Here is a 20,621-nt window from a genome sequence, read left to right on the forward strand (position 1 = left end):
TTTTTATTGCATCCAATATCAAATGTGGCTCGTTTGGCTTGTTGAACAGGACGTGAGCAGTACTTATCGCATTATGCGTTTAAGAAACGTCTCTTCGCGAATCAACAAGTACGGAGATGAAGATGGAATTCAATAAAACATCACAGCAAAAATTAAAATTGTCACTGTTGGCGACGGCAATGGTTCTCGCGCTAAGTGCCTGCGATGGTGACGATGGGACAGACGGCCTAAATGGTGTTGATGGAACAGATGGCGCACCGGGTCAAGATGGAACCCCAGGCTTTGCGTCTGCGACATTCTTGGTCGCAAATAATGGCGATGACAACCGCAATACGGTTACTTCGATTGACCAAAACGCAAATGTTTTATCTACGGTAACTACAGGAGCCAATGAGGGAATTGTATTCACGCAACGCGGAAGTCTGGTACAAGCGGGCGACAGTGACTTACCGCTTTTAAGAACGCAGTGTAATTTTGATGCACAAACAGATTACATGACGAATAGAGGCCACGAGATAACGGGCGCAACTACGGGCCTTGTTAACCCGAAAGGTATAGCATTTGCTGAAAATGCTGGCTTAGTTATGGTGGCTGACTTTAATGGTCAAAAAGTTAGTGTATTCGGTGGTCAAGCAGCAGGCAATGTTGCACCCATTGCAGAAATAATGACGTCAGCAAAACCGTGGGACGTGGCCTACGACGAGCAAAGCGATAGGTTATTCGTAGCACTTACCGATGGCACACTAGCGGTGTACGACAATGTGGCAAGCTCAAATTTTGCCCCTACTGTGATGCGTTTAGTTGTGCCTTCTGATACCGACGGAAACCAAGTTTCGATTAATTTACACGGCATTGTGTACGAGCCTAAATCTAACCGTATGGTGCTGTCAGATGTGGGCGATGCTTCTGTGGCCGACGACGGTCAAATATTTGTGATTGAAAATGTCTCTTCAGCAGATGGGGCTGTTGTACCAACCAGAGTAATAGGCGGAGCATCGACCCAGCTTGGCAATCCAGTAGACATTATTCTCACCGGGTCTGACCTACGCGTGGCGGAAAAATCAAACGACGCCATTCTAGTTTTCTCAAATATCTTCAACGGAGAGAGCGGCGATATTACACCTACGTTATCAACGCCATCGGCGAAGCCGGAGTCTTTAGCTGAGTTTACAGAATTAGACGAAATGAAAGACGCTTCGGACGACGGCATAACAACTATGCCTATTTTGGGACTTTCGGTATCAAGTAACCCTTCAACTGAAAGCGAAACAACAGGGCAGGTGGCTCAATATAGCGCTGTATTATCAAGCGAGTTGAGTTCTTTTGATGCAGGTATGAGCATTGAAAGTGCCGCGTTTACGGCAATGGGGGATAGTGTTATCACCTTTGATGATGTGGATACCTCGACGGGAGGCTTACTAGTAATTAATCGCTTGAAAACCATGCGCGATGAGATGACGTACAGCGATAGTTACGACCACATGATTATGGGTAGCGAAACCGGGCTGGTTGCGCCGAAAGGGCTAGACATTGCTTCTGAAGCCGGTGTGGTATTTGTTGCTGATGTCAATGAAAGCACGCCTGCTGTAAGAGTATTCTCGCCATGTGCATCGGGTAATGTTGCGCCTTTATTGACCCTTGAAGCCGCTGATAGTGCACGCCCCTGGGATGTGGATTACTATCCTTCAACTGACAGTGCGTATTTAGCATTAACCAACGGTACTGTCGCAGTTTTTGAAGAAGTAATGCGCAAATTGCAAAGTGGCGAGACCGTAATTACAGGTGAAGATAGGCTAATCGTACCAGCGAGCGACGGCGCTGCATTTGCGGCGCCAACGAACATCCATGGTATAGACTACGATAGCCAGAGCGATAGCCTTGTTATTTCTGACGTTGGTAACGCTGCAGATGCAACAGACGGCAAACTTTATGTCATTGCTGGTGCTGGCAACGCAGATGGCTTAACCGATGTGTCAGTTAATATTGCAGGTCCTAGTTCAATGTTGGGGAATCCAGTAGATCTAATGCTGAGCAACGGTCATGTTTACGTAGCGGAAAAATCAAACGGCATGATCCTTCGCTTCGATAATATTTTAAATTCGGCCTCGGGTGACATTGCGCCGACTTTCAGCATGATGTATCCCGCGCCAGAGTCTGTGAATGTACTAGCTGTTGAATAGGTAAAGCAGTGGTTGGAAGGCGCATAATAGCGCTTTCCAACATGATAGTTTAAAAACACACTGTCAAAGCTAAATGAGTGCGGTAAGTAAATCTGAGTATTGGTTACCGCCTTTATAAAAGAACCTGCAAAAACGTTTTTCGACTACTCCCAGTATCCCCTAAAGTGAAAACATCGATTGAGTGGCTTTGATAGCAAATCAAAGCGTACCTTTTCTAATAACGAAGTCAGCAAACTTCACTCGTTCTTCCTGCAGGCGTAATTTATCTATTTCAGCGGTAGAGCGGTAGATACCCCACTTAGGGCGGATAAAATCCTCGTCAGATACACCTCGCCACATATCTATATCTATTTCGTTGATATCTACGATAGTCGCGTCGTCACGAACGCGGGTTATTTGCATAATGAAGTTGCCTTCTTCTGCAAAGGTTGCTTGCACAAATACCTTAACCCACTCATCGGCGATATCGCTCCAGTTGGCTCGGACTAAATAAACATCACTGGTGCGAGAACCGTCAGAGTTAAACCCTACACTGTGTCTTACTTGTAGTTCTTTGCCTGAGCTGTCTTTTTCAACAGCAGAAAGGGTAATGACGGGCTGATCGTCGTTACCATTACTATTGTCCTCAGTGTCGTTTCGCGCTTTAAGCTGGAAAAAGTGGCTAAACTTACTCGTTAAAGACATATCGCTGGCGACATGGAAATACCATTCAAACTGCATGGTTTCCCCTTCAAACCCGAGTACTTCGTCATCGCTTTTATCATAAGTTTTTATTTCGTTGCGCTGACGGTCAGACTGAACACCTTTGTTGAAGTCGTCATCTCGGTGGGCTAAAAACACAAAGTGGGGGCCTATAACGCTATCGGTTTCCTCTAAGATATGCGGCGTAGAAGTATGATCGCCAGCGGATAAGTCGGGGGCTTCTATGCTGCCTTCTCCAAACACGTTTTCTATTAATGCGTAGGTTTCGCTAGCGCTGGCAGCGCCCGTGGCGCTCAACATGACTTCAGACTCTAGGGTAAACTCTGCTTGTTCTTCAGTGGGCGTTTCTCCACCACCTTGAGAATCAGGTACAGCTACAGATTGAGAAGTTGTATCACTTTTAGAACTACTTCCACAGGCCGATACCGCTGTTATCACCAACGCAATTAAAAAGAAGTAGAAAAGTACTTTTAGAGTTTCTTGTAGGGCGTTTTCTTTTTTATTGTTTGTATACACGATTTTTACCAAATGTTTCTTATTGGTTAATAAGTTGTTCTAAAATTGGTTAACCAGCAAGTGTAAAAGTTATTCTATTTAGGAAAATCATAGAAATTTTATTTTTAATTCGAAGCGGGCCAAACTTTGAAAAAGAGAAACATCTAATAATTCTGGCGCCATAGCGTGCTTTGTAACCAACAAATCATTGCGCATCTGTGCAAATTCGTGAATTCATAATACACTGACGGGCTACATCGTGCGCACGTGCTCGGCTTCTATTCGATATAACGCTTTTTTGTATATCAAAGCAGGCACAAATTTTGTGCTGTGTGAGGATTCACGCGGCAGAGTTATTGATACAGGAACACTATGGCAGGCTTAAAACGTATTATTCTTATCGACACGCATTTACCAGGCGTGGTCGAGCTAAAGCTTGATGGACACACCAATATTTGTGGTACCAATGCGTCGGGTAAAACTACGCTTCAACGACTTATTCCCGTGTTTTACGGCGAGTACCCAAGTCGCGTGGTACCGGCAACCCGTGACAGCTTTGAACGCTGGTATTTGCCTCGTTTATCTAGCTTTATTATTTATGAATACACGCGTGCCGAAGGTGACCTGTGCCAAGCAGTGTTAAGCTCAAATGGAACCGGCGTCAATTATCGTTTAATCGGCAAGCCATTTGAAATCAGTGACTACTTAATAGAGCAAAAGAACGGCAAACACGCTAGTGTAAGCAGCGCCGAGCTTGCACGCGCCATGAAGCGTAACAACATATTGGTTACGAGCTTACTTAATACCAAAGACTTCCGTGCAATCATTCAAAACGATCACGGGGTGCTTAACCAGAGTAACAATGCCCGTGAGCTATTAGGCTACGCCAAAATCTTTAGTTTGTGCGAACCTTCAAAGCATATGCGCCATATCGAAAAGTTGGCAAAAGCGGTGCACTCTAAAGAAGGCAAGATGGAAACCATCAAGGCCATGATTGCCGCTATTTTAGAAGAAGATGGCGTTACGCCACCTACTTCAGGTCTTAGCCGTCATCGTGTTGATGACTGGATTAAAGAATGTCACTTAATTAAACAGTTCGACAAAATTCGCCCTGAATTTTCTAAACTCGAACAAGCCGACATGGCGCTAACAAGCACAGAGCAAGTGCTTGCTAACCTAAAGCATAGCTTTGAGCTTGATAAGACCTATTTAGCCGCGCGTGTAGAAACCACTAAAAACGAGCTCGATGAAAACAGTTTTCAGCGCAAGCAAACTGATAGCGAATGGGGCGATACGAGGGATCACTTAAACCAAGTCATTTCCTCTGCCCGTGCTGATGTTGAGAAGTTTACTAGCGAACTAGATACGGTAGAGCGTGAATTCGATAAGTGGCAAGACGAAAATATTGAGCAGCTTAAAGAAGATGTTGCAAACCTAGCGCAATGGCAGAATGAAAAAGCTATGGCCGACAGCCGTTATGTTTTGCTGACGGAAAAACATCAGGACATTGAGTCAGCCTACAACAAGCGCTTAGCTGAGCTAGGCGAAAAGCTTTCAATTACCTTAGAAGAAATGTCAGCTGCTCGACAAGAAGCTGCAGAAAACAAAGCAGAACAACAGCAGAGCGAACGTGAAGCGTTAAGTCGCATCCAAAGCGATTACAACGGCCAGCTAAGCACGCTGCAGCAGAATTACCAGAATAGTTTAAATGATCTGAAAGTAGCGGAGGCTGAGCTTAAAGCCTCGCTCAGTAACGCTGGCTATAACGAGTTTGAGCAGTCTCAGCTAGACATTCTAGACGCAGCAATAAAAGAGGCGTCGATTAATGAAGATTCAGCCCGTGGCGAATTGCGACAAGCTCAACAGGCACACGCTAAATCAGTAGAATTTCGCAAAGGATGTTCAAATGCGTTAGACAAAGCACGCAACGCCTTTCAACAAGAAGAAAAAGCGGTTAATAAAATTAACGCGCTGCTGTACCCAGGGGAAGGTTCGTTACTTGAGTTCTTGCGTGCCAATGTGGACGACTGGGAGTTATCCTTAGGTAAAGTTATTCGCCCTGAGCTACTCGAGCGCGCAGATTTAGCCCCTGTTATGGCAAAGAATACCGACAGCGCCAGCGATACCTTCATGGGTGTTAAGTTAGCGCTCACTGAACTTGATACCCCTGACTACGCCTTCACTGAACAAGCACTTAAACAGCAGTTGCAAGAAGCTGAAATACGTCAGGCTGCCGCCCTTGCCGCGCAAAATGAATGTGAGCAGCGTTTAGCAAAAGCTAACGAGGACGTGCGCAATGCAGAACTTGTGGTTACTCAGAAAGACAACGCAGTTAAGAGCGCGGAAGCCAGTCGTAAGCGGGCACAGCAAGACCGCGATACGGTGCTTAGTGAATACCAACAAGCGCTTTCTGCACGCAAGCAAAAAGCTAAGACAAAGCTTGAAGCGAATCAGCAGTCTCAAAAGCAAGCAAAAGCTCAGTTTGAGCTTAGCCGAGACGAAATCAAAGATCAGCAGCGAGAAGCAGAAACCGAGCACAAATTTCACTGGCAGCAGCTTATTGCTGATAGTGACGCGCGTATTTCTCAGCTTGATAGCGATATGCGAAAAGCGAAGGACAGTGCTGCTCAAGACCGCAAAGATATGCAAGATTGGCTAGAGAGCGAATTGAGTAATCGCGGTGTGGATGTTGATGAGATAGGTCAGCTTAAAAAGCAAATTAATAAGCTCAAAGAAGATATTACACGCACTGAAACTCATCGTCACAAAGTAGCTGACTACGAACGTTGGTACACTAACGTATTTACTAAGCAAAAAGTGATATGGCAGGAAGGGCTGTCGAAGTCGCGTAAGCTCTTGGGTGAGTCGGAGCGTGACTTGGCAAGTAAACAGGCAACGTATAAAGCTAATCGTGAGCAGCTTCAAGAACAGCACGCGCAGCTTGAAAGTACCCTTAAAACTGCCAGTGAACATTTAGAGCAAGTTAAAACGTTAAGTAAGTCGTTAGCTAAGCTGACTCTTCAGGCTGGAGACGAAACAGCAGAGATTAAGCATGATGATGTCAGTATTGGTCAACGCATCTCAGAGGTACAAAGTCAGCTTCAGGAACGCGAAAACTTATTGAGCGATGTACGAGCTTATGTAGAAAGGTTTGATCAGCTTATAGCAGCGCAAGCAGGTACAGGTCTATCTGACACCTGGGAGCGCGCCCGTGAAGAGTGCGCTACGCTCAATGCCCATGGCGTGAAGAGTTTTGACCACCGTCGCATGGTGTCGCACCTTGCACAGCTTCTGAATGTGATTGTGCCGCAAAAGCTGCAAGGTTTGCGAGAACAAGGCCGTATATTCGGTGCTGATCTTTCGCAATATTATTTTGTACTTGCCGATATCGACAAACGCATTGTGTCGCAAAGCCGCCGCATTACTCAAGAAGTGGACGGCGACCTTTCCCTTGATGGTGTATCAGATTCTGCCGTTAAAATTCGTTCACGTATTAGCGAACTTGAATTTTGGCCTGAACTTGAGCAATTCAGAAAGCTTTATGAACACTGGATGGAAGAGGGGGCGAACGAGCTGCCTGAAGAAGAGTATGGGCAGAGTATGCGCCGCGTATTGGATATTCTTGGCCGTGCAGCGCTTACGGGAGGCATCAGCAAGCTACTTGATATCGAGCTTCACCTACGTGAGGGGAACAGCGACCTTGTGATTCGTACTGACCGCCAGCTTAACGAATCATCAAGCCACGGTATGGCCTACCTTATCTTGTGTAAATTCTTACTTGCCTTTACCCGTCTTCTAAGAGGCGATGCAGACGCTACCGTGCATTGGCCTATTGATGAATTAGGTACACTTCACCAAAACAATGTGAAGAAAATTTTCGAAGCCTGTCAAAACAATAACATCAGTGTAGTAGGTGCATTCCCGAATCCTGAATCGGAAGTATTGACGCTATTTGAAAACCGCTACTTGATAGATAAAGTGACTCGCCAACTGCAGGTAGTTCAACCGAAAGCAAGTTCGATAGGCGCACGCATAAAACTAAAAAAAGAAGCAGAAAAGAACAGTGAAGTAGCAGGCAAGGAGACATCAGCATGATGACAGAACAAGGCCGTGTACTGAGTGCACTTTTACAAGGCGCGTTTATTTGTCAGGTGACCGATGAAGAGGCATGGCGTTTTCTTAAATCAAGAGACAACGCTGCACAGCTAGAACCTCACTTAGCGTTGCTGAACCGCACACTCTCAACGACTGCTGAAGGTGATGTTTTCTTTGCTAGCTTTCTCACCATAGGTGAAAACGAACGCAAAGTGCTAACCCAGCAGTTCCAAGATACGGCGTCTAACCTAGTCCCTTTGGTCGAGTGGTTATTGCTGGTTCAACAAGCCAATGAGTCTGACATGCCAATAACCATGGGCAGCGCTATTCGTTTGAACGAGCTGCAAACAACCATTGAAGACACGCCGGCCTATGCAGAGCAACTTGAGAAAATTTCGCGCTATCGTATGTTTGGCTCTACCAGCGTGAACTTAGATGGACAGCTGAAGCAGGTTTTTAAACGCTTAACAGAAATGGGTTACCTGATTAAACCTAACCCGGATAAACAAATCTATTTGGGCACAGGTAAAATAGAGCACCTTTACGAAATGCTGCGTTTTATCGATGAAACCGAAGCGCTGAGTTTATCTGAGCAGGCGGAGGCCGCTATTTCGCAAGGTAGCTTGATATGAGCCAGGTTTTAATTCAGGCGGGGACTAAACTATTAAATGCACTGGGTCGTCACAGCGACCTTATTATGCAGGCGTATGTTAATGGTTCAGTGAAAGAGCGCGACCACAGCTCAAAGGTATTGGAGCAACTCGTTCAATTGGGAGTCTTATGGCGTCCCGAAGCGCAAAGTGAATTGCGCTTAAAGAGCGCGGTAAGAACGCTTCTAGAAGGAAGCTTGCAAGACGAACGTAACCGTACAATTAATGCGAATATTGGTGCGTCGCTGGCTAGTCTTAAAACGTTAACCGAGCATTATAAAGAAGCGCTTCACTACAATAAATATAATGAAGCAGCAGCCCACATGGGTGATTTAACAGAGCACGTCTATCAGCTTTCAGAATCACTGAGTAACAGTGTGCGTGTGATGTTCGGCCGTATTAACAATGAATTCGGTTATGTGTCGTCGGTGGAAGCTAAAATTCGCGAAAACGAGTTAGCGCAGGGGCAGGTAACGGATTTGCTCGCTCAGCTTGAATGTTTCCGTTTCGATGAGTTAAGTGAACTGGCTGGGTCTAACCGAGAACTACGCCATTTATTGGTAGTATCGCTCCAGCAGCGCTTTTCTAAAGCCGCACAAGAGTTATCTGTTGTGCAAGCGCGTTTGTTAGACTTGTTAGGCCGGTTTAGAGAGTTTCAAGGTCGTACCCGGTTACTTAAAGGGTTTTTGCTACACATGGAGCAGCAGCCTGATTTTGCGCCGGGCAACTATGCTAATCTGACCAATGTGCCAGTGTTGTTTAATCAATCAGATTCGATTATTGCCAATGCAGCGCCTGATGTGAATAACGTTGAGCATGAAGCTGATTACCAAAATATTGTGGCGTCGTTGACTCACGTACACAAACGCCAGTCTCAGCACGAAGATACTAAGCCTGTTGACATTGATGTGACCGAGCAATCCACTCTGTCGCTAGAAAAAGATCCCCTTCAGCAGGCAGTTGAAGCCTATTTCTGTGAGGTGATTGATTCAGGCCAGCCTAAAACGGCACTGGATTATTTTGAAGAGCACGCTTTAGACTTTGATCCTGAGGTATGGATTTATCAGGTAATTGGTGGGTATCAAGCCCTAAACGATGAAGACAAGCAGTTTTTTGCATTAGAATCTCACGGTAATAACGATAGAATCTATACAGGTAACTTCTATATAAATGACATCACGTTGGGCCTGCGTTGATGCCAAATTTTGTGCGCACCTAAATCTCGTCGAATTAAGTCTGGCCCTCGCCAATCAAAAGCGTGCCAGACTTTTTATTTAGCTGTGACTTGCAGAGAATCAAAGACAACTTCAATATTCGTTCAATTCAATACTCCACAAAAGTCTTTCGTATTTTGCGATGACTACCACTTGGAACCTGTCAAAAAAGTCCTATAATGCAATAGGTGTTTACACTTATTTAACATTGTGAACTAAAAGCTTCATCGCTGCGTAATGTTACCGTCAATCGAGCGGTCTATATTGTTAGTCCTGTACTTTGGAACCAAAGTAAAGGTTGGCAGGTCGTAAAAGCAGTCAATAAGCGCTTCAATGCTTTCGATGTTTAATAGCTCGATGTAGGCACAGAAAATTTTCGCTACTGCTAGGATGCAGAGCATGTTGTGGTACTGGTGCGTACAGTACGAAGAGGAAGAGAGTTATGCAATTATCAGAACAACAAAGTTTTAACCAAGCCCTTATCAAGCTTTCAGTTTTACTTTATCAAGTCGATGGAATGGTAACATTGACTGAACAAGACTACCTGAATGCTATGGTTGAATCGTTAGATTGGCAAAGCCCAATCTGTCGCGAAGCATTTCTAAACGACACTATTTATCAAGCCCGAAAGGCCATTGATACTGGCGATACTGTCACTTTCTTAAAAAGCCTCAAAAATGACCTATCGTTTGACGCAGACAAAACGTTAGAGGTGGCTATGGCGATTACCGGTATAGATGGTGAGCGAAGTGAAGAAGAAACCGAGCTTCTATCATTACTTACTCATAAATTACTCGCCAAGGCATTAGTTTCAGGTAAAGATACATTACAATAATTGCTTTACAGCATCGTAGGTGTCTTTCTAACTAATGCGAAAAAAGTTGCGCGAGCTAACGCCCCCCAAAGTGCGTCCAGAAGTACAAGAACACTCAATGAAAGCAGCATATTTGTGTGCTGCTTCTCTCTCGCTATTCATGTTGAGCGGGTGCTATACATCCCCCAGCTCTCAATTTAGCGCGTCTCAATTTAAGGCAAGTGCACAAGCGTTCCCAGTTGGTGTGCAACCCTTTGACGATTATTTAAAAGACGTAGAGGGCTACCTTTTAAAGCACAGGGCATTTATATCCGACAACAAAACGCAAGAAATTACCATGAACATGCCTTTTGAATGTGGCACACAATACCGCGACATCGGTGTGTTGTTAGTTCATGGCCTTGGCGATTCACCTTATTTCTTTCGCGATGTAGCAAACGCCATGTGTAATGAAGGCATTCATGTAAGAACCATCTTGTTACCTGGGCATGGCTCAAAGCCAGGGGACATGCTAAACGTTAACTATGAACAATGGCAGGCAGAAACCAATCACCATATAAAGCTGTTTTCTGAAGAAGTAGATAACCTCTACATTGGGGGGTTCTCAACGGGGGCAAATTTAACCACTATTGCAAGTTTTTCTATGGCTGAAGAGCTCGATATTAAGGGGCTAATGCATTTTTCACCGGCCTTTAAGTCACGCTTTTTTGTGACCCGTTTGGCCCCTTATATCGATTCATTGTTTCCTTGGCCGAATGTAGAAGAGGAGGATAATCCAAGTCGCTATAATTCTACCGCTATGCCAGGGTTCGCTGCCTATCAGGAAAGCGTAAACGTGCTTCAAGAGTTGTTTTCTCAATCAGAAGGAAAGCAAACTTTGAACCTTCCTGTGCTAATGGTGGTGGCCGAAAAAGACAGCGTGGTTGATACCAAAAATATTGCTGAACAATTTGGAGACAATTTCACTCATCCGCATAAGTGTATATTGTGGCAGGGCGAGAATAAGCCTGAAGTGCCTGATAATACACTCATTATGCAAACCATGAACTTACCCGAGAAACGAATTAGTGCAGCTTCTCATATGAGTACACTTTTTTCTGAACATAACACCTTGTATGGAACGGAAAGTAGGTTTCGCATTTGTGACAACGGACAAGGAAGTGATGCTGAAGCCCGCTGCAAAGCAGGGGAGGAAGTATGGTATGGCCCCTGGGGCTTTGAACCAGAGATAGAGAACACTAATCTTATCAGTGATCAAGAAAAAAGAGTATATGCAAGGCTCACGTATAACCCTTACTTCGATAGGATGGTAGATCAGCTGCTAGCCTTTACTGGCAAGACTAAGGTTGAAGCCTTTTGTAAGACCTAGTAAGAAGTTTAGTCCTCATAATGCGATTTATTTGTCTTTCGTATTTCTGCAGCATTTCAGCTAAAAACGCCTAAGCCAGTGCGTAATAACAATTGTGTTTGTTACTACGCCCGTGGCTTAGACGTCTCTTTTACTTCTTAACGCTCTCTGACTGGCAAAGCGTCTATCTATTCTCGATCTGAAAAGGGGGTATGCTCAGAGTGAGCAAGTAAACACGCCTCAAACATCGCTTAGATAGGCACTGCGTCTACCCAAGCGGGAATTTTCTAAGAGTGCTGTGCGTTAGCTTCTTCCATCTCTCTTTCAAGCTTAGCGCTTTCATCTGCACGAGGTTTGGTGAAGCGTGCTAGTGCTAGGTAAAGTACAGGCGTAAGGTAAAGAGTAAATACTACCGCGATACCCAGCCCGCCGAACACTACCCAACCAATTGCATTACGTGCTTCAGCACCTGCACCCGTAGATAGAATCAAGGGCAGACCACCTAGAATTGTAGATACCAAGGTCATCATAATGGGGCGTAAGCGCACTTTGCCTGCTTCAACAATAGCATCATAGATATCATAACCTTTATCGCGAAGCTGGTCGGCAAACTCAATCAATAGAATAGCATTTTTGGCAAGTAGGCCAATTAACATAACTAATCCAATTTGCGAGTAAATGTTAATGCTAGTGCCGGTTAAAAACAGCGCATAAACCGCGGCAGCAATACCAAAGGGCACGGTAAGCATAACTACAACAGCGCTATTCACACTTTCAAATTGGGCAGCTAGTACAAGCAATACAATAACAAAGGCTAAGATATAGGTTAGGGCAACCTGCTTAGAGGTTTCTTCAAAGGTTTGTGCTTCACCTAAAAAGACCAATCCAACGCCATCGGGCAAAGTATCAAGCGCTAGCGTGCGTATTTGATCTACCACCTCACTAAGTGCCACATCTTCTGGCAGTTCCATTTCCACTTTTATCGCCCGTCGCTGGGCTTGACGTTCTAGTTCAGCAGCAACGCCTTCTTCGCTAATAAATGCCACACTAGAAAGCGGTACTAAATTTCCATCAACGCTTTTTACATACAGGCTGGTTAGCTCGGACGGGTCTAGCGTACTGCGATTATTCGTTTGCAGCATAATAGGAATAGCTTGGTCGCCTACGTTTAAATCGGCAATGTCATCGCCATTAACGGCAGCACGCAGCGTACTGGCGATGTCGGTAAGCGGCACGCCTAATTCCTCTGCACGACGGCGGTCTATATTTACACGCATCTGTGGTTGAGTAGGGTCATAGCTAATTCTGGGTCTGCCAAGCTCGGGCAGTTTTTCTTCAAGCTGACGGGAAAAGTTTTGCGCTGCTAGAAAAATGTTTTCATAGGTATCACCGGTAAGCGCAATTTCTAAACCGCCACCTTGACCGCGCAAATTAAGGCTATTGCCACCAAAGGCGTTACCAGGAGCACCGGGTATTTGCTGTAGTTTAGGGCGAATTTCGTTTACGACATCTTGAAGTGATTTATCCCGTTCATCCCAATGCTTAAGTGGAGCGGTAATAAATACAATGTTCGGATCCCAAGAGCCAACAACGGTGTAAATCGAATCTATGGTGCCGTTTTCAACATAAGGTAGCAGCAGCTCTTCCATCTTTTCAGCTTGTCTATCCATAAAGTTCAGCCCTGCGCCATCAGGGCCGCGGGCAAATATACGAATTGTGCCTCTATCTTCGCTTGGCAAAAGCTCATTATCGATATTTTGTGACAATATATAAGCACCACCGCCAGCGGCTAGACTAAGTATGCCCACGACCCATCCATACTTAAGGGCTTTTAGCAGTGAAGCTTGATATACACCAAGGCAGGCATTACCAAAGCGTCCAAAGGTTTTACTAAACAAGCCATCGCTTTTTGTCTCTTTCACCTTAAGGCGCGCGGTAAGCGCAGGTACCAAGGAAAGTGCAACAAAAGAGGAGATAACAACTGCACCAGCTAATACGCCACCAAACTCTCTAAACAAACGCCCTGCGGTAGAGGGAAGGAAAGCGATAGGTATAAATACAGAAGCAAGCACAGCGGTGGTTGCCACTACGGCAAAAAACACTTCACGTGTGCCAATTACGGCAGCAGCACGAGCACCTAACCCCATACTTCTTCGACGCTGAATATTTTCAGAAACAACAATCGCATCGTCCACAATCATACCCGTGGCCAAAACAAGGGCGAGCAGGGTAAGAATGTTAATTGAAAATCCCATGCCCCAAATAATTGCCAAGGCACCTGCTAGCGATACAGGAATAGAAAGCGATGGAACAATGGTCGCACGCCAAGAACCAATAAACACCAGTAACGTCACTACTACTAAAGCAACGGTAAGGCTAAGCGATATCACAACTTCTTTCACAGAATCTCTAATAAACTCCGCGTCGTCAGCCGTTACGGTGATGTGCATGTCAGTGAAGCGCTTGTCTAGGTCTTTGACCATGGCTAGCACTTCATCAGAAATTTCTATGGTGTTAGAGCTAGCTTGTCGAATGACACCTACACCGATAACTGGTGTGCCATCTAAGCGAACCACGCTGGTGGTATCGGCGGGGCCAAAATAAACACTGGCGACATCATTAATGCGAATATCGCCACTTACAACAATGTTGCCAACATCTTCTGCGCTGACTGACGTTGCATCAGCGCGCACAATAAGCGCCTGTTCTGCCGACTGTATACTGCCTGCCGGAACATCAAAAGGCGCGAGCGATAAGGCGTCGGCTATATCACTCATGGAAAGACTAAAGCTCGTGAGGCGAAGTGGGTCAACGGATACGCGCAAGACACGTTCTCTATCGCCGTTTAAGGTAACGTCCGCAACACCGGGAATGCTGAGAAACAAAGGCGCTACGTCTGTATCAACTCGCTCAGTGAGTGTTTCCATATCCAGGGTATCACTAGAAATAGCAAGGCTAACTACCGCTTGAGCATCGCTGTCTGCGCGAATGATTGCCACTTGCTCTACGTCCTCAGGAAGTTGACGCTGTACGCGACTTACTGATTCACGTACTTCATTGGCTGCATCTTCTAAGTTGACGCCAGGGCGAAACTCTACACGTACGCGTGCAGAGTTTTCTTCGCTTTGCGCGTATATGTTTTTCACACCGCTAACGCGGGCAACTGCACCTTCCAGTCGACCCGTAACTTCTGCATCTACGGTTTCAGGGGAAGCGCCGGGAAATTGCGCTGTAACCGTAACGCGAGGGGTATCAACATCGGGGAGTTCTCGAACCTCAAGCCCGCTTAAAGCGCCAAGGCCTGCAATGGCAATAAGCAGGTTTAGAACAACAATTAAAACTGGGCGTCGTATTGAGAGTGAGGGAAGATCACTGACTGAAGACGATAGATTTGGATCACTCACCTTGAGGCCCTCCGGCCAATTCAGTAGTAATTTCCTGGCCTGTACGTAAGCGCTGTACGCCTTCTGAAATTAATGCGTCGCCTTCTTCAATATCGCCGGATACTAAGATAGTTCCTCTTAAACGCTGATGGACACTTACATCCACCCGTTTGGCTTTCCCATCTTCAGCAAGCCAAATATACGCACCGGTTGCTCCCCACAGTAACGCGGCTTCAGGCACGGCAGCGTAGCGATCACCTTCAATGCTCAAATTAACCCTAAAACTCATACCCGGACGGAATTTATCAGATGAGTTATCTAATAGTGCGCGTGCACGAAGGGTGCGGTCAGCTTCATTAATACGAGAATCGACTTGCGCTATTTCGGCTTTCACCAGTTGTTCTTTATCGCTCCAAGGTTCAAGTGTGACGCTCGGTGCATTTAGCAAAACAGGAAGGGCAGCTTCAGGAGCTTTGAAATTGATAAAAAGCTTGCTTCTATTATCGAGGGTGGTGATAACCGTTTGTTCGTTAATCCGGTCTCCAACCTCTACGTCAGTAATACCAACAATGCCGTCAAAAGGCGCGACAATATGTCTGTCTTCTAAATCTGCTTTCGCTTCTTCTAATGCGACCTCAGCAAGGTCGCGCTGAGTGCGTGCTAGGTCTAGTTCGCTAACGGGCACTGCACCTTGCTTATAGCTTGAGGCTAAGCGCTCTACCGTACGCTGGGCATCTTCTAAAGTAAGCTTAGCGCGCTTTAAGGCAGTTTGTTGCCGTCTATCATCAAGGCGAACCAGAACCTTACCTTTCTCCACCGATTGGCCCGGTACGAAGTTGATTTCCGTTACTTCATCAGAAACGGCAGGGTATAACACAATAGAGCGCACGGCTTCAGCACTGCCAACAGCTTCTACTTTTCGTGTTTCGTTCATAAATTGAATGGGCTTGGTCACAACAAGCTTCGCTTGTCTATCTCCCATAAACTGCGCGTTCGCAGTTGGTACCATCACTAAAAAAAGAGCACAAAGACGTGTCCATGTCTTTAATGCATCATAGACTGAATATTTCATTTTAAACCCGTAGCGTTAGTTAAGTTTACTCTGCTCGTCGCTGTAGAGAGCGGTAAACCCTTTATTTTTGTATGACCAAAACGGATGTTTAATAGCCGATTGGTTAACCTAATTGTTTGTACCGTATAGCACCACAGGCGGTTCAGCTAAGCAATTGCAGTTCAGCGTATTCCCTGTACAGGGTATCGCTTTTCATCAAAGTAGCGTGATTGCCACTTCCCACAACTTGACCTTTATCCATGACCAGAATACGGTCTGCATGCTGTACCGTGGCTAAACGATGGGCAATGACAATGCTTGTTTTACCTACCATTAATCTATCAATGGCTTGCTGAACCATACGCTCACTCATAGCATCAAGGGCACTTGTTGCTTCATCAAGAAGTAAGATTGGTCGGTCGGCTAAAATAGCGCGCGCTATAGCGATACGCTGTTTTTGCCCACCAGAAAGCTTTACGCCCCTTTCGCCTAACTGAGTGCTATAACGTTCATCAAGGCTATCAATAAATTCGTGAGCAAAGGCTTGCTTTGCCGCATTTACAACGGCTTCATCAGAGGCTTCAGGACTGCCATAACGAATGTTCTCCATCACAGTATCTGCAAACACCACGGGCTCTTGAGTGACTATCGCAATATGTCGCCTTAATACATCAACGGGCATTTTATTAATCGGCATCCCGTTAAACAGAATTTGCCCGCTGTTTGGGTCGTAAAAACGCATTAGCAATTGAAAGAGGGTGGTTTTGCCTGCGCCACTCGCGCCAACTAAAGCAAGGCGTTCTCCAGCTTTTATATCAATGTTCAAGTTATCAAACAAAGGTTTACTATCTGGATATGCAAAGGAAACTTTGTCCAACTGAATTCGAGGGGCAGCCTTGGAAATTGAAACCTTATTTTCAACCTCTTTGACGTTAGATTCCACTGTGTGCTTAGGCTCGGTAATTTTGTTCGCCTCATCTGATACAGGTTTAATAACTGACTCAGTAGTAAATAGTTCGTATAAACGCTCGCTCGCCCCCACACCGCGCTGCACTTCGCCTATGACTTCACTAATAGTAGCCACACTGCCGCCAGCCATAACGGCATAGAAAAGAAAGGCAGAAAGTTCGCCTACTGTCATGGTTCCGTCGAGTACTTGCCTTGCGCCTACCCACGCAATAAAAATAATAGCTGTCATGCTGATACACATAATACAGCCAATCAGCAATGAACGGTAATGAATACGCTTTTTGGCTACGTCCATGGCAAGCTCAACTTTTCTCGAAAAATGCAGGCGCTCAGCATTTTCGGCGGTGTAAGCTTGTACGGTCATTATTTCATGTAAACTTTCATCAATACGCGCGCCTAGGTCTGCCACTTTATCTTGGCTTGCTTTTGCATAACGACGAACTTGGGGCGCGAGTACTTTAATTGGAACGAGTACTGCCGGCACGGCAACAATTACACAAAACGTCAGCAGTGGGCTGGAAAAGGTCATTAACGCCAATGCACCTACAAAGGTAACAATAGAACGCAACGTCATGGATAAGCTCATTCCCACTACGGTTTGGATGATTGTCGTATCGCTGGTAAAGCGAGATATTACTTCTCCTGTTCGAAGCTCTGCGAAAAATGACGGCGGAAGCGAGAGAAGATGCGCATATACTTGGTTTCTAATGTCAGCGCTAACTCGTTCGCCAAGCCAAGTCATTAAATAAAAGCGCGCATAAGTTGCCAAACAGGCGATGAAAGTTATTGCAAGCACCATAACCGTCGCTTTGTTTAAGGTGTCGGCAGCATTTTCGATAAAGCCGCTATCTATTGCGTATTTAATGCCTTGTCCAAGCAGAAGCCATGCGATAGCTGCGGTAAAAAGGGCAATGACAGCGCCTACAACTCGCGTTTTATATTGAAGTAAATGTGAGCCAATCCACTGTAAGACTTGCTTTGTTGATACGGTTGGTAGCGGTGTCGTCAAAATTACCTCGTTGCGTGCATTACTTCTTTATAGCGCTGTTTTTAAAGCGCCATTTGACATCGATGATTGGATTATACGGTAAAGTGTGTACATTGGACGTAACCAATGCGACTACAGCGACAGTATCTACGCTGAGATGAGAATTGAGTGAAGCAATAAACGAGTAACGCAGCTAATTAATAAAGCTAAATATAGTTAGCGTTAACTTGAGTGAAAAATTAAGTGTTTTCGTTAGGCAGCGGCCGGCAAAGGTAACAATGATGGAAGAGAAGCGAACTTTATATTACGTGCACGACCCAATGTGCAGCTGGTGTTGGGCGTTTGTTCCCACTTGGGAAAAAATACAAAGTGACTTGCCCAATGATATTGAGGTTGTCTATTTGCTTGGCGGTCTTGCACCAGATAGTGATGTACCGATGCCTGAACAAATGAAGCTTACAATTGCTGGATACTGGAAAACTATTCAAGAACGAGTGCCAGGCACCCAGTTTAATTACGACTTTTGGACACAATGTCAGCCCCGCCGTTCTACCTATCCTTCGTGTCGAGCAGTTATTGCGGCAAAAGCTCAGGCTAAAGATAGTGGAGAAGCTAAAATATTAGAGAAGGCAATGATCAAGGCAATTCAAGAAGGGTACTACTTGAACGCAAGAAACCCCTCGGATTTTGATACCTTGATAGCATTTGCTGAAGAAATAGGGCTTGATGTCGAGCGCTTTAGATTAGCGCTTAACAGTGCAAGTACAGTTGAGAAACTTAACGAAGAAATGCATATGGCTCGTAGTATCGGCGCTCAAGGGTTCCCTAGTTTAATACTCAAATCTAACAAACTCTTTGAGACAGAAGAGACAGAGTCACAAGAGCTTAAAAACGTACAGTGGGAAAACGTTCCCTACGACTATAATGACGCAAGTGTAACCTTGCGCCACCTATAACCGTCGTTTAAAAATGGGATAGGTTTAAACGGTGCCTTCTTTGCATTGTTCTAATCGCGTATTACCAACAAAATATTATAAGTTAAACAAGACTTTTACTTGCATTGAACGGTGATATCCGTATAATTCGGCGGCCTTCCAATTGGCGTCTAATTTTTAGTCGTTAAATGAAGGCTTAAGTTAACGGTAACGCTACAACGAGTTTGAGGCATTTATGGTTACTATTCGTTTACAGCGTGGTGGCGCGAAAAAGCGTCCATTTTATCAACTAGTGGTGGCTGATAGCCGTCGTGCAAGAAACGGTCGTTTCATTGAAAACATCGGTTTCTTCAACCCAACTGCACAAGGTCAAGCGGAACGTCTTCGCGTAGATCTAGAGCGTGTAGATTACTGGGTTGGCGTAGGCGCGAGCTTATCAGAGCGCGTTTCTAGCTTGGTAAAAGAAGCGAAAAAATCTGCAGCGTAAGCTGTTATTAACTGGTGGTATAGATGAGTCTAGCGTCTGACAAAGTGATTGTTGGCAAAATTGGCGCACCGTACGGTGTTAAAGGTTGGGTCAAAATCAACAGCTATACAGAAACGCCAGAAGGTATTTTCGAGTACACGCCATGGTTTCTTGGCGAAGAAAAAGAATACCAAATTGACCAGTGGCGACCGCACGGTAAAAGCCTCGTTGCAAAAATTGTGGGCGTTGATAGTCGAGATGATGCCGAGCGTATCAAAAACTTGGATATCAACATAAATGCTTCACAGCTGCCTGATTTAGGCGACGAAGGGGTTTATTGGCGTGAGCTCACCGGCATGAAAGTAGTAACAACGCAAGGTTACGACTTAGGTGTGGTGAAAGAAGTGTTTAATACAGGTGCTAACGACGTGATCCACGTTAAAGCGAATGTAGGCGATGCTTTTGGTCAAAAAGAAAGACTATTACCTTTTGTGTTCGACGAAGTCGTACAAGAGGTAGATAAAGAAGCGAAGGTCATTAAAGTTGACTGGGACCCGGGGTTTTAAGTGACACCGGAAAAGTGGTTTGGCGTTGTTAGCCTGTTTCCAGATATGTTTGCCCCTTTTACCCAACAGGGTGTGATAGGACGAGCTGTTAAGTCTGGAACGGTATCGGTTGACACCTTCAACCCCCGTGACTTTACACATGACCGCCATCGTACAGTAGACGATCGCCCCTACGGAGGCGGCCCCGGTATGCTTATGATGGTAAAACCGCTAACTGACGCGATACAAGCCGCCAAAAAAGTGGGCGGTGAAAAAAGTAAGGTGATCTACTTATCACCCCAAGGGAAAACCCTTGACCAAGCTGGCGTACAACGCCTTGCTAATATTGACCGCACAATTTTAATTTGCGGGAGATATGAAGGCATCGACGAGCGGGTAATCGAAAGCCATGTAGATGAAGAAGTGTCTATTGGTGATTACGTGTTAAGCGGCGGTGAACTACCTGCAATGGTCCTTATGGACGCGGTTGCCAGGCTTGTTCCCGGTGTGTTGGGGCATAAAGCTTCAGCAGTTGAAGATTCTTTCACTGACGGTCTTTTGGATTGTCCGCATTATACGCGGCCCGAAATACTTGATGGTCAAAAGGTACCTGAGGTGTTGTTAAGTGGGGACCATGAAAAAATTAGGCAGTGGCGATTGATGCAGTCATTAGGTAGAACCTGGCAGCGTCGCCCTGAATTGTTAAATCACCTAGCTCTGACTGAGGAGCAGCAGCGTTTGCTTGAATTATTCCAAGCGCAACTGCAGCAAGATGACAGTTAACTA

Annotated in this window: 14 protein-coding genes; 10 read left to right on the forward strand and 4 right to left on the reverse strand. The window is 45.4% G+C overall.

What is annotated here, in order from left to right; translation table 11 throughout:
• Positions 1-122 precede the first annotated feature (122 nt).
• Positions 123-2,180: a YncE family protein gene (locus PCAR9_RS05885; RefSeq protein WP_179982804.1), complete on the forward strand. Its 2,058-nt coding sequence runs from the start codon at positions 123-125 to the stop codon at positions 2,178-2,180.
• A gap of 198 nt (positions 2,181-2,378) precedes the next feature.
• Here PCAR9_RS05885 and PCAR9_RS05890 read toward each other — a convergent pair whose 3' ends face one another.
• A complete protein-coding gene (locus PCAR9_RS05890; protein WP_232091127.1) occupies positions 2,379-3,398 on the reverse strand; it encodes a hypothetical protein in 1,020 nt (339 codons plus the stop codon).
• 351 nt (positions 3,399-3,749) lie between these two features.
• Here PCAR9_RS05890 and PCAR9_RS05895 point away from each other — a divergent pair, with 351 nt between their 5' ends.
• The 5 genes from PCAR9_RS05895 (at position 3,750) to PCAR9_RS05915 (ending at position 11,519) form a co-directional block, all read left to right on the forward strand.
• The gene (locus PCAR9_RS05895; RefSeq protein ID WP_179982805.1) at positions 3,750-7,472 is read left to right on the forward strand and encodes an ATP-binding protein; all 3,723 of its coding nucleotides are present in this window, start codon (positions 3,750-3,752) and stop codon (positions 7,470-7,472) included.
• Complete coding sequence (locus PCAR9_RS05900) at positions 7,469-8,104, forward strand: condensin complex protein MksE (RefSeq protein WP_014978725.1); 636 nt, start codon at positions 7,469-7,471, stop codon at positions 8,102-8,104. The genes PCAR9_RS05895 and PCAR9_RS05900 overlap by 4 nt, the downstream gene beginning before the upstream one ends.
• Positions 8,101-9,318 carry a phosphoenolpyruvate carboxylase gene (locus PCAR9_RS05905; protein ID WP_179982806.1) on the forward strand — a complete coding sequence of 406 codons (1,218 nt, stop codon included), beginning with the start codon at positions 8,101-8,103 and terminating at the stop codon, positions 9,316-9,318. The genes PCAR9_RS05900 and PCAR9_RS05905 overlap by 4 nt, the downstream gene beginning before the upstream one ends.
• A 460-nt stretch (positions 9,319-9,778) precedes the next feature.
• Positions 9,779-10,171 carry a TerB family tellurite resistance protein gene (locus PCAR9_RS05910; RefSeq protein WP_179982807.1) on the forward strand — a complete coding sequence of 131 codons (393 nt, stop codon included), beginning with the start codon at positions 9,779-9,781 and terminating at the stop codon, positions 10,169-10,171.
• Between the two features lie 34 nt (positions 10,172-10,205).
• Positions 10,206-11,519: an alpha/beta hydrolase gene (locus tag PCAR9_RS05915; RefSeq protein ID WP_232091128.1), complete on the forward strand. Its 1,314-nt coding sequence runs from the start codon at positions 10,206-10,208 to the stop codon at positions 11,517-11,519.
• Between the two features lie 266 nt (positions 11,520-11,785).
• Here the strand turns inward: PCAR9_RS05915 and PCAR9_RS05920 are convergent, their stop codons facing one another.
• From PCAR9_RS05920 to PCAR9_RS05930, 3 genes are all read right to left on the reverse strand, one after another.
• Complete coding sequence (locus PCAR9_RS05920; RefSeq protein WP_179982808.1) at positions 11,786-14,902, reverse strand: efflux RND transporter permease subunit; 3,117 nt, start codon at positions 14,900-14,902, stop codon at positions 11,786-11,788.
• A complete protein-coding gene (locus PCAR9_RS05925) occupies positions 14,895-15,953 on the reverse strand; it encodes an efflux RND transporter periplasmic adaptor subunit (RefSeq protein WP_179982809.1) in 1,059 nt (352 codons plus the stop codon). The genes PCAR9_RS05920 and PCAR9_RS05925 overlap by 8 nt, the downstream gene beginning before the upstream one ends.
• 142 nt (positions 15,954-16,095) lie before the next feature.
• Entirely contained in the window at positions 16,096-17,910 is a 1,815-nt protein-coding gene (locus PCAR9_RS05930) for an ABC transporter transmembrane domain-containing protein (protein WP_179982810.1), read from the reverse strand.
• A gap of 260 nt (positions 17,911-18,170) precedes the next feature.
• On the opposite strand from PCAR9_RS05930, the gene PCAR9_RS05935 reads away from it, so the two are divergent.
• The 4 genes from PCAR9_RS05935 (at position 18,171) to trmD (ending at position 20,618) form a co-directional block, all read left to right on the forward strand.
• Positions 18,171-18,845, forward strand: a complete 675-nt coding sequence (locus PCAR9_RS05935; protein ID WP_179985165.1) for a DsbA family protein — start codon at positions 18,171-18,173, stop codon at positions 18,843-18,845.
• A 214-nt stretch (positions 18,846-19,059) separates the two neighbouring features.
• Entirely contained in the window at positions 19,060-19,311 is a 252-nt protein-coding gene (rpsP, locus tag PCAR9_RS05940) for a 30S ribosomal protein S16 (protein WP_163084733.1), read from the forward strand.
• A gap of 23 nt (positions 19,312-19,334) precedes the next feature.
• Positions 19,335-19,856, forward strand: a complete 522-nt coding sequence (gene rimM, locus PCAR9_RS05945) for a ribosome maturation factor RimM (RefSeq protein WP_179982811.1) — start codon at positions 19,335-19,337, stop codon at positions 19,854-19,856.
• Positions 19,857-20,618 carry a tRNA (guanosine(37)-N1)-methyltransferase TrmD gene (gene trmD, locus PCAR9_RS05950; protein WP_179982812.1) on the forward strand — a complete coding sequence of 254 codons (762 nt, stop codon included), beginning with the start codon at positions 19,857-19,859 and terminating at the stop codon, positions 20,616-20,618.
• Positions 20,619-20,621 lie beyond the last annotated feature (3 nt).

The organism is Alteromonas macleodii (assembly GCF_903772925.1).
Lineage (GTDB): Bacteria > Pseudomonadota > Gammaproteobacteria > Enterobacterales > Alteromonadaceae > Alteromonas > Alteromonas macleodii_A.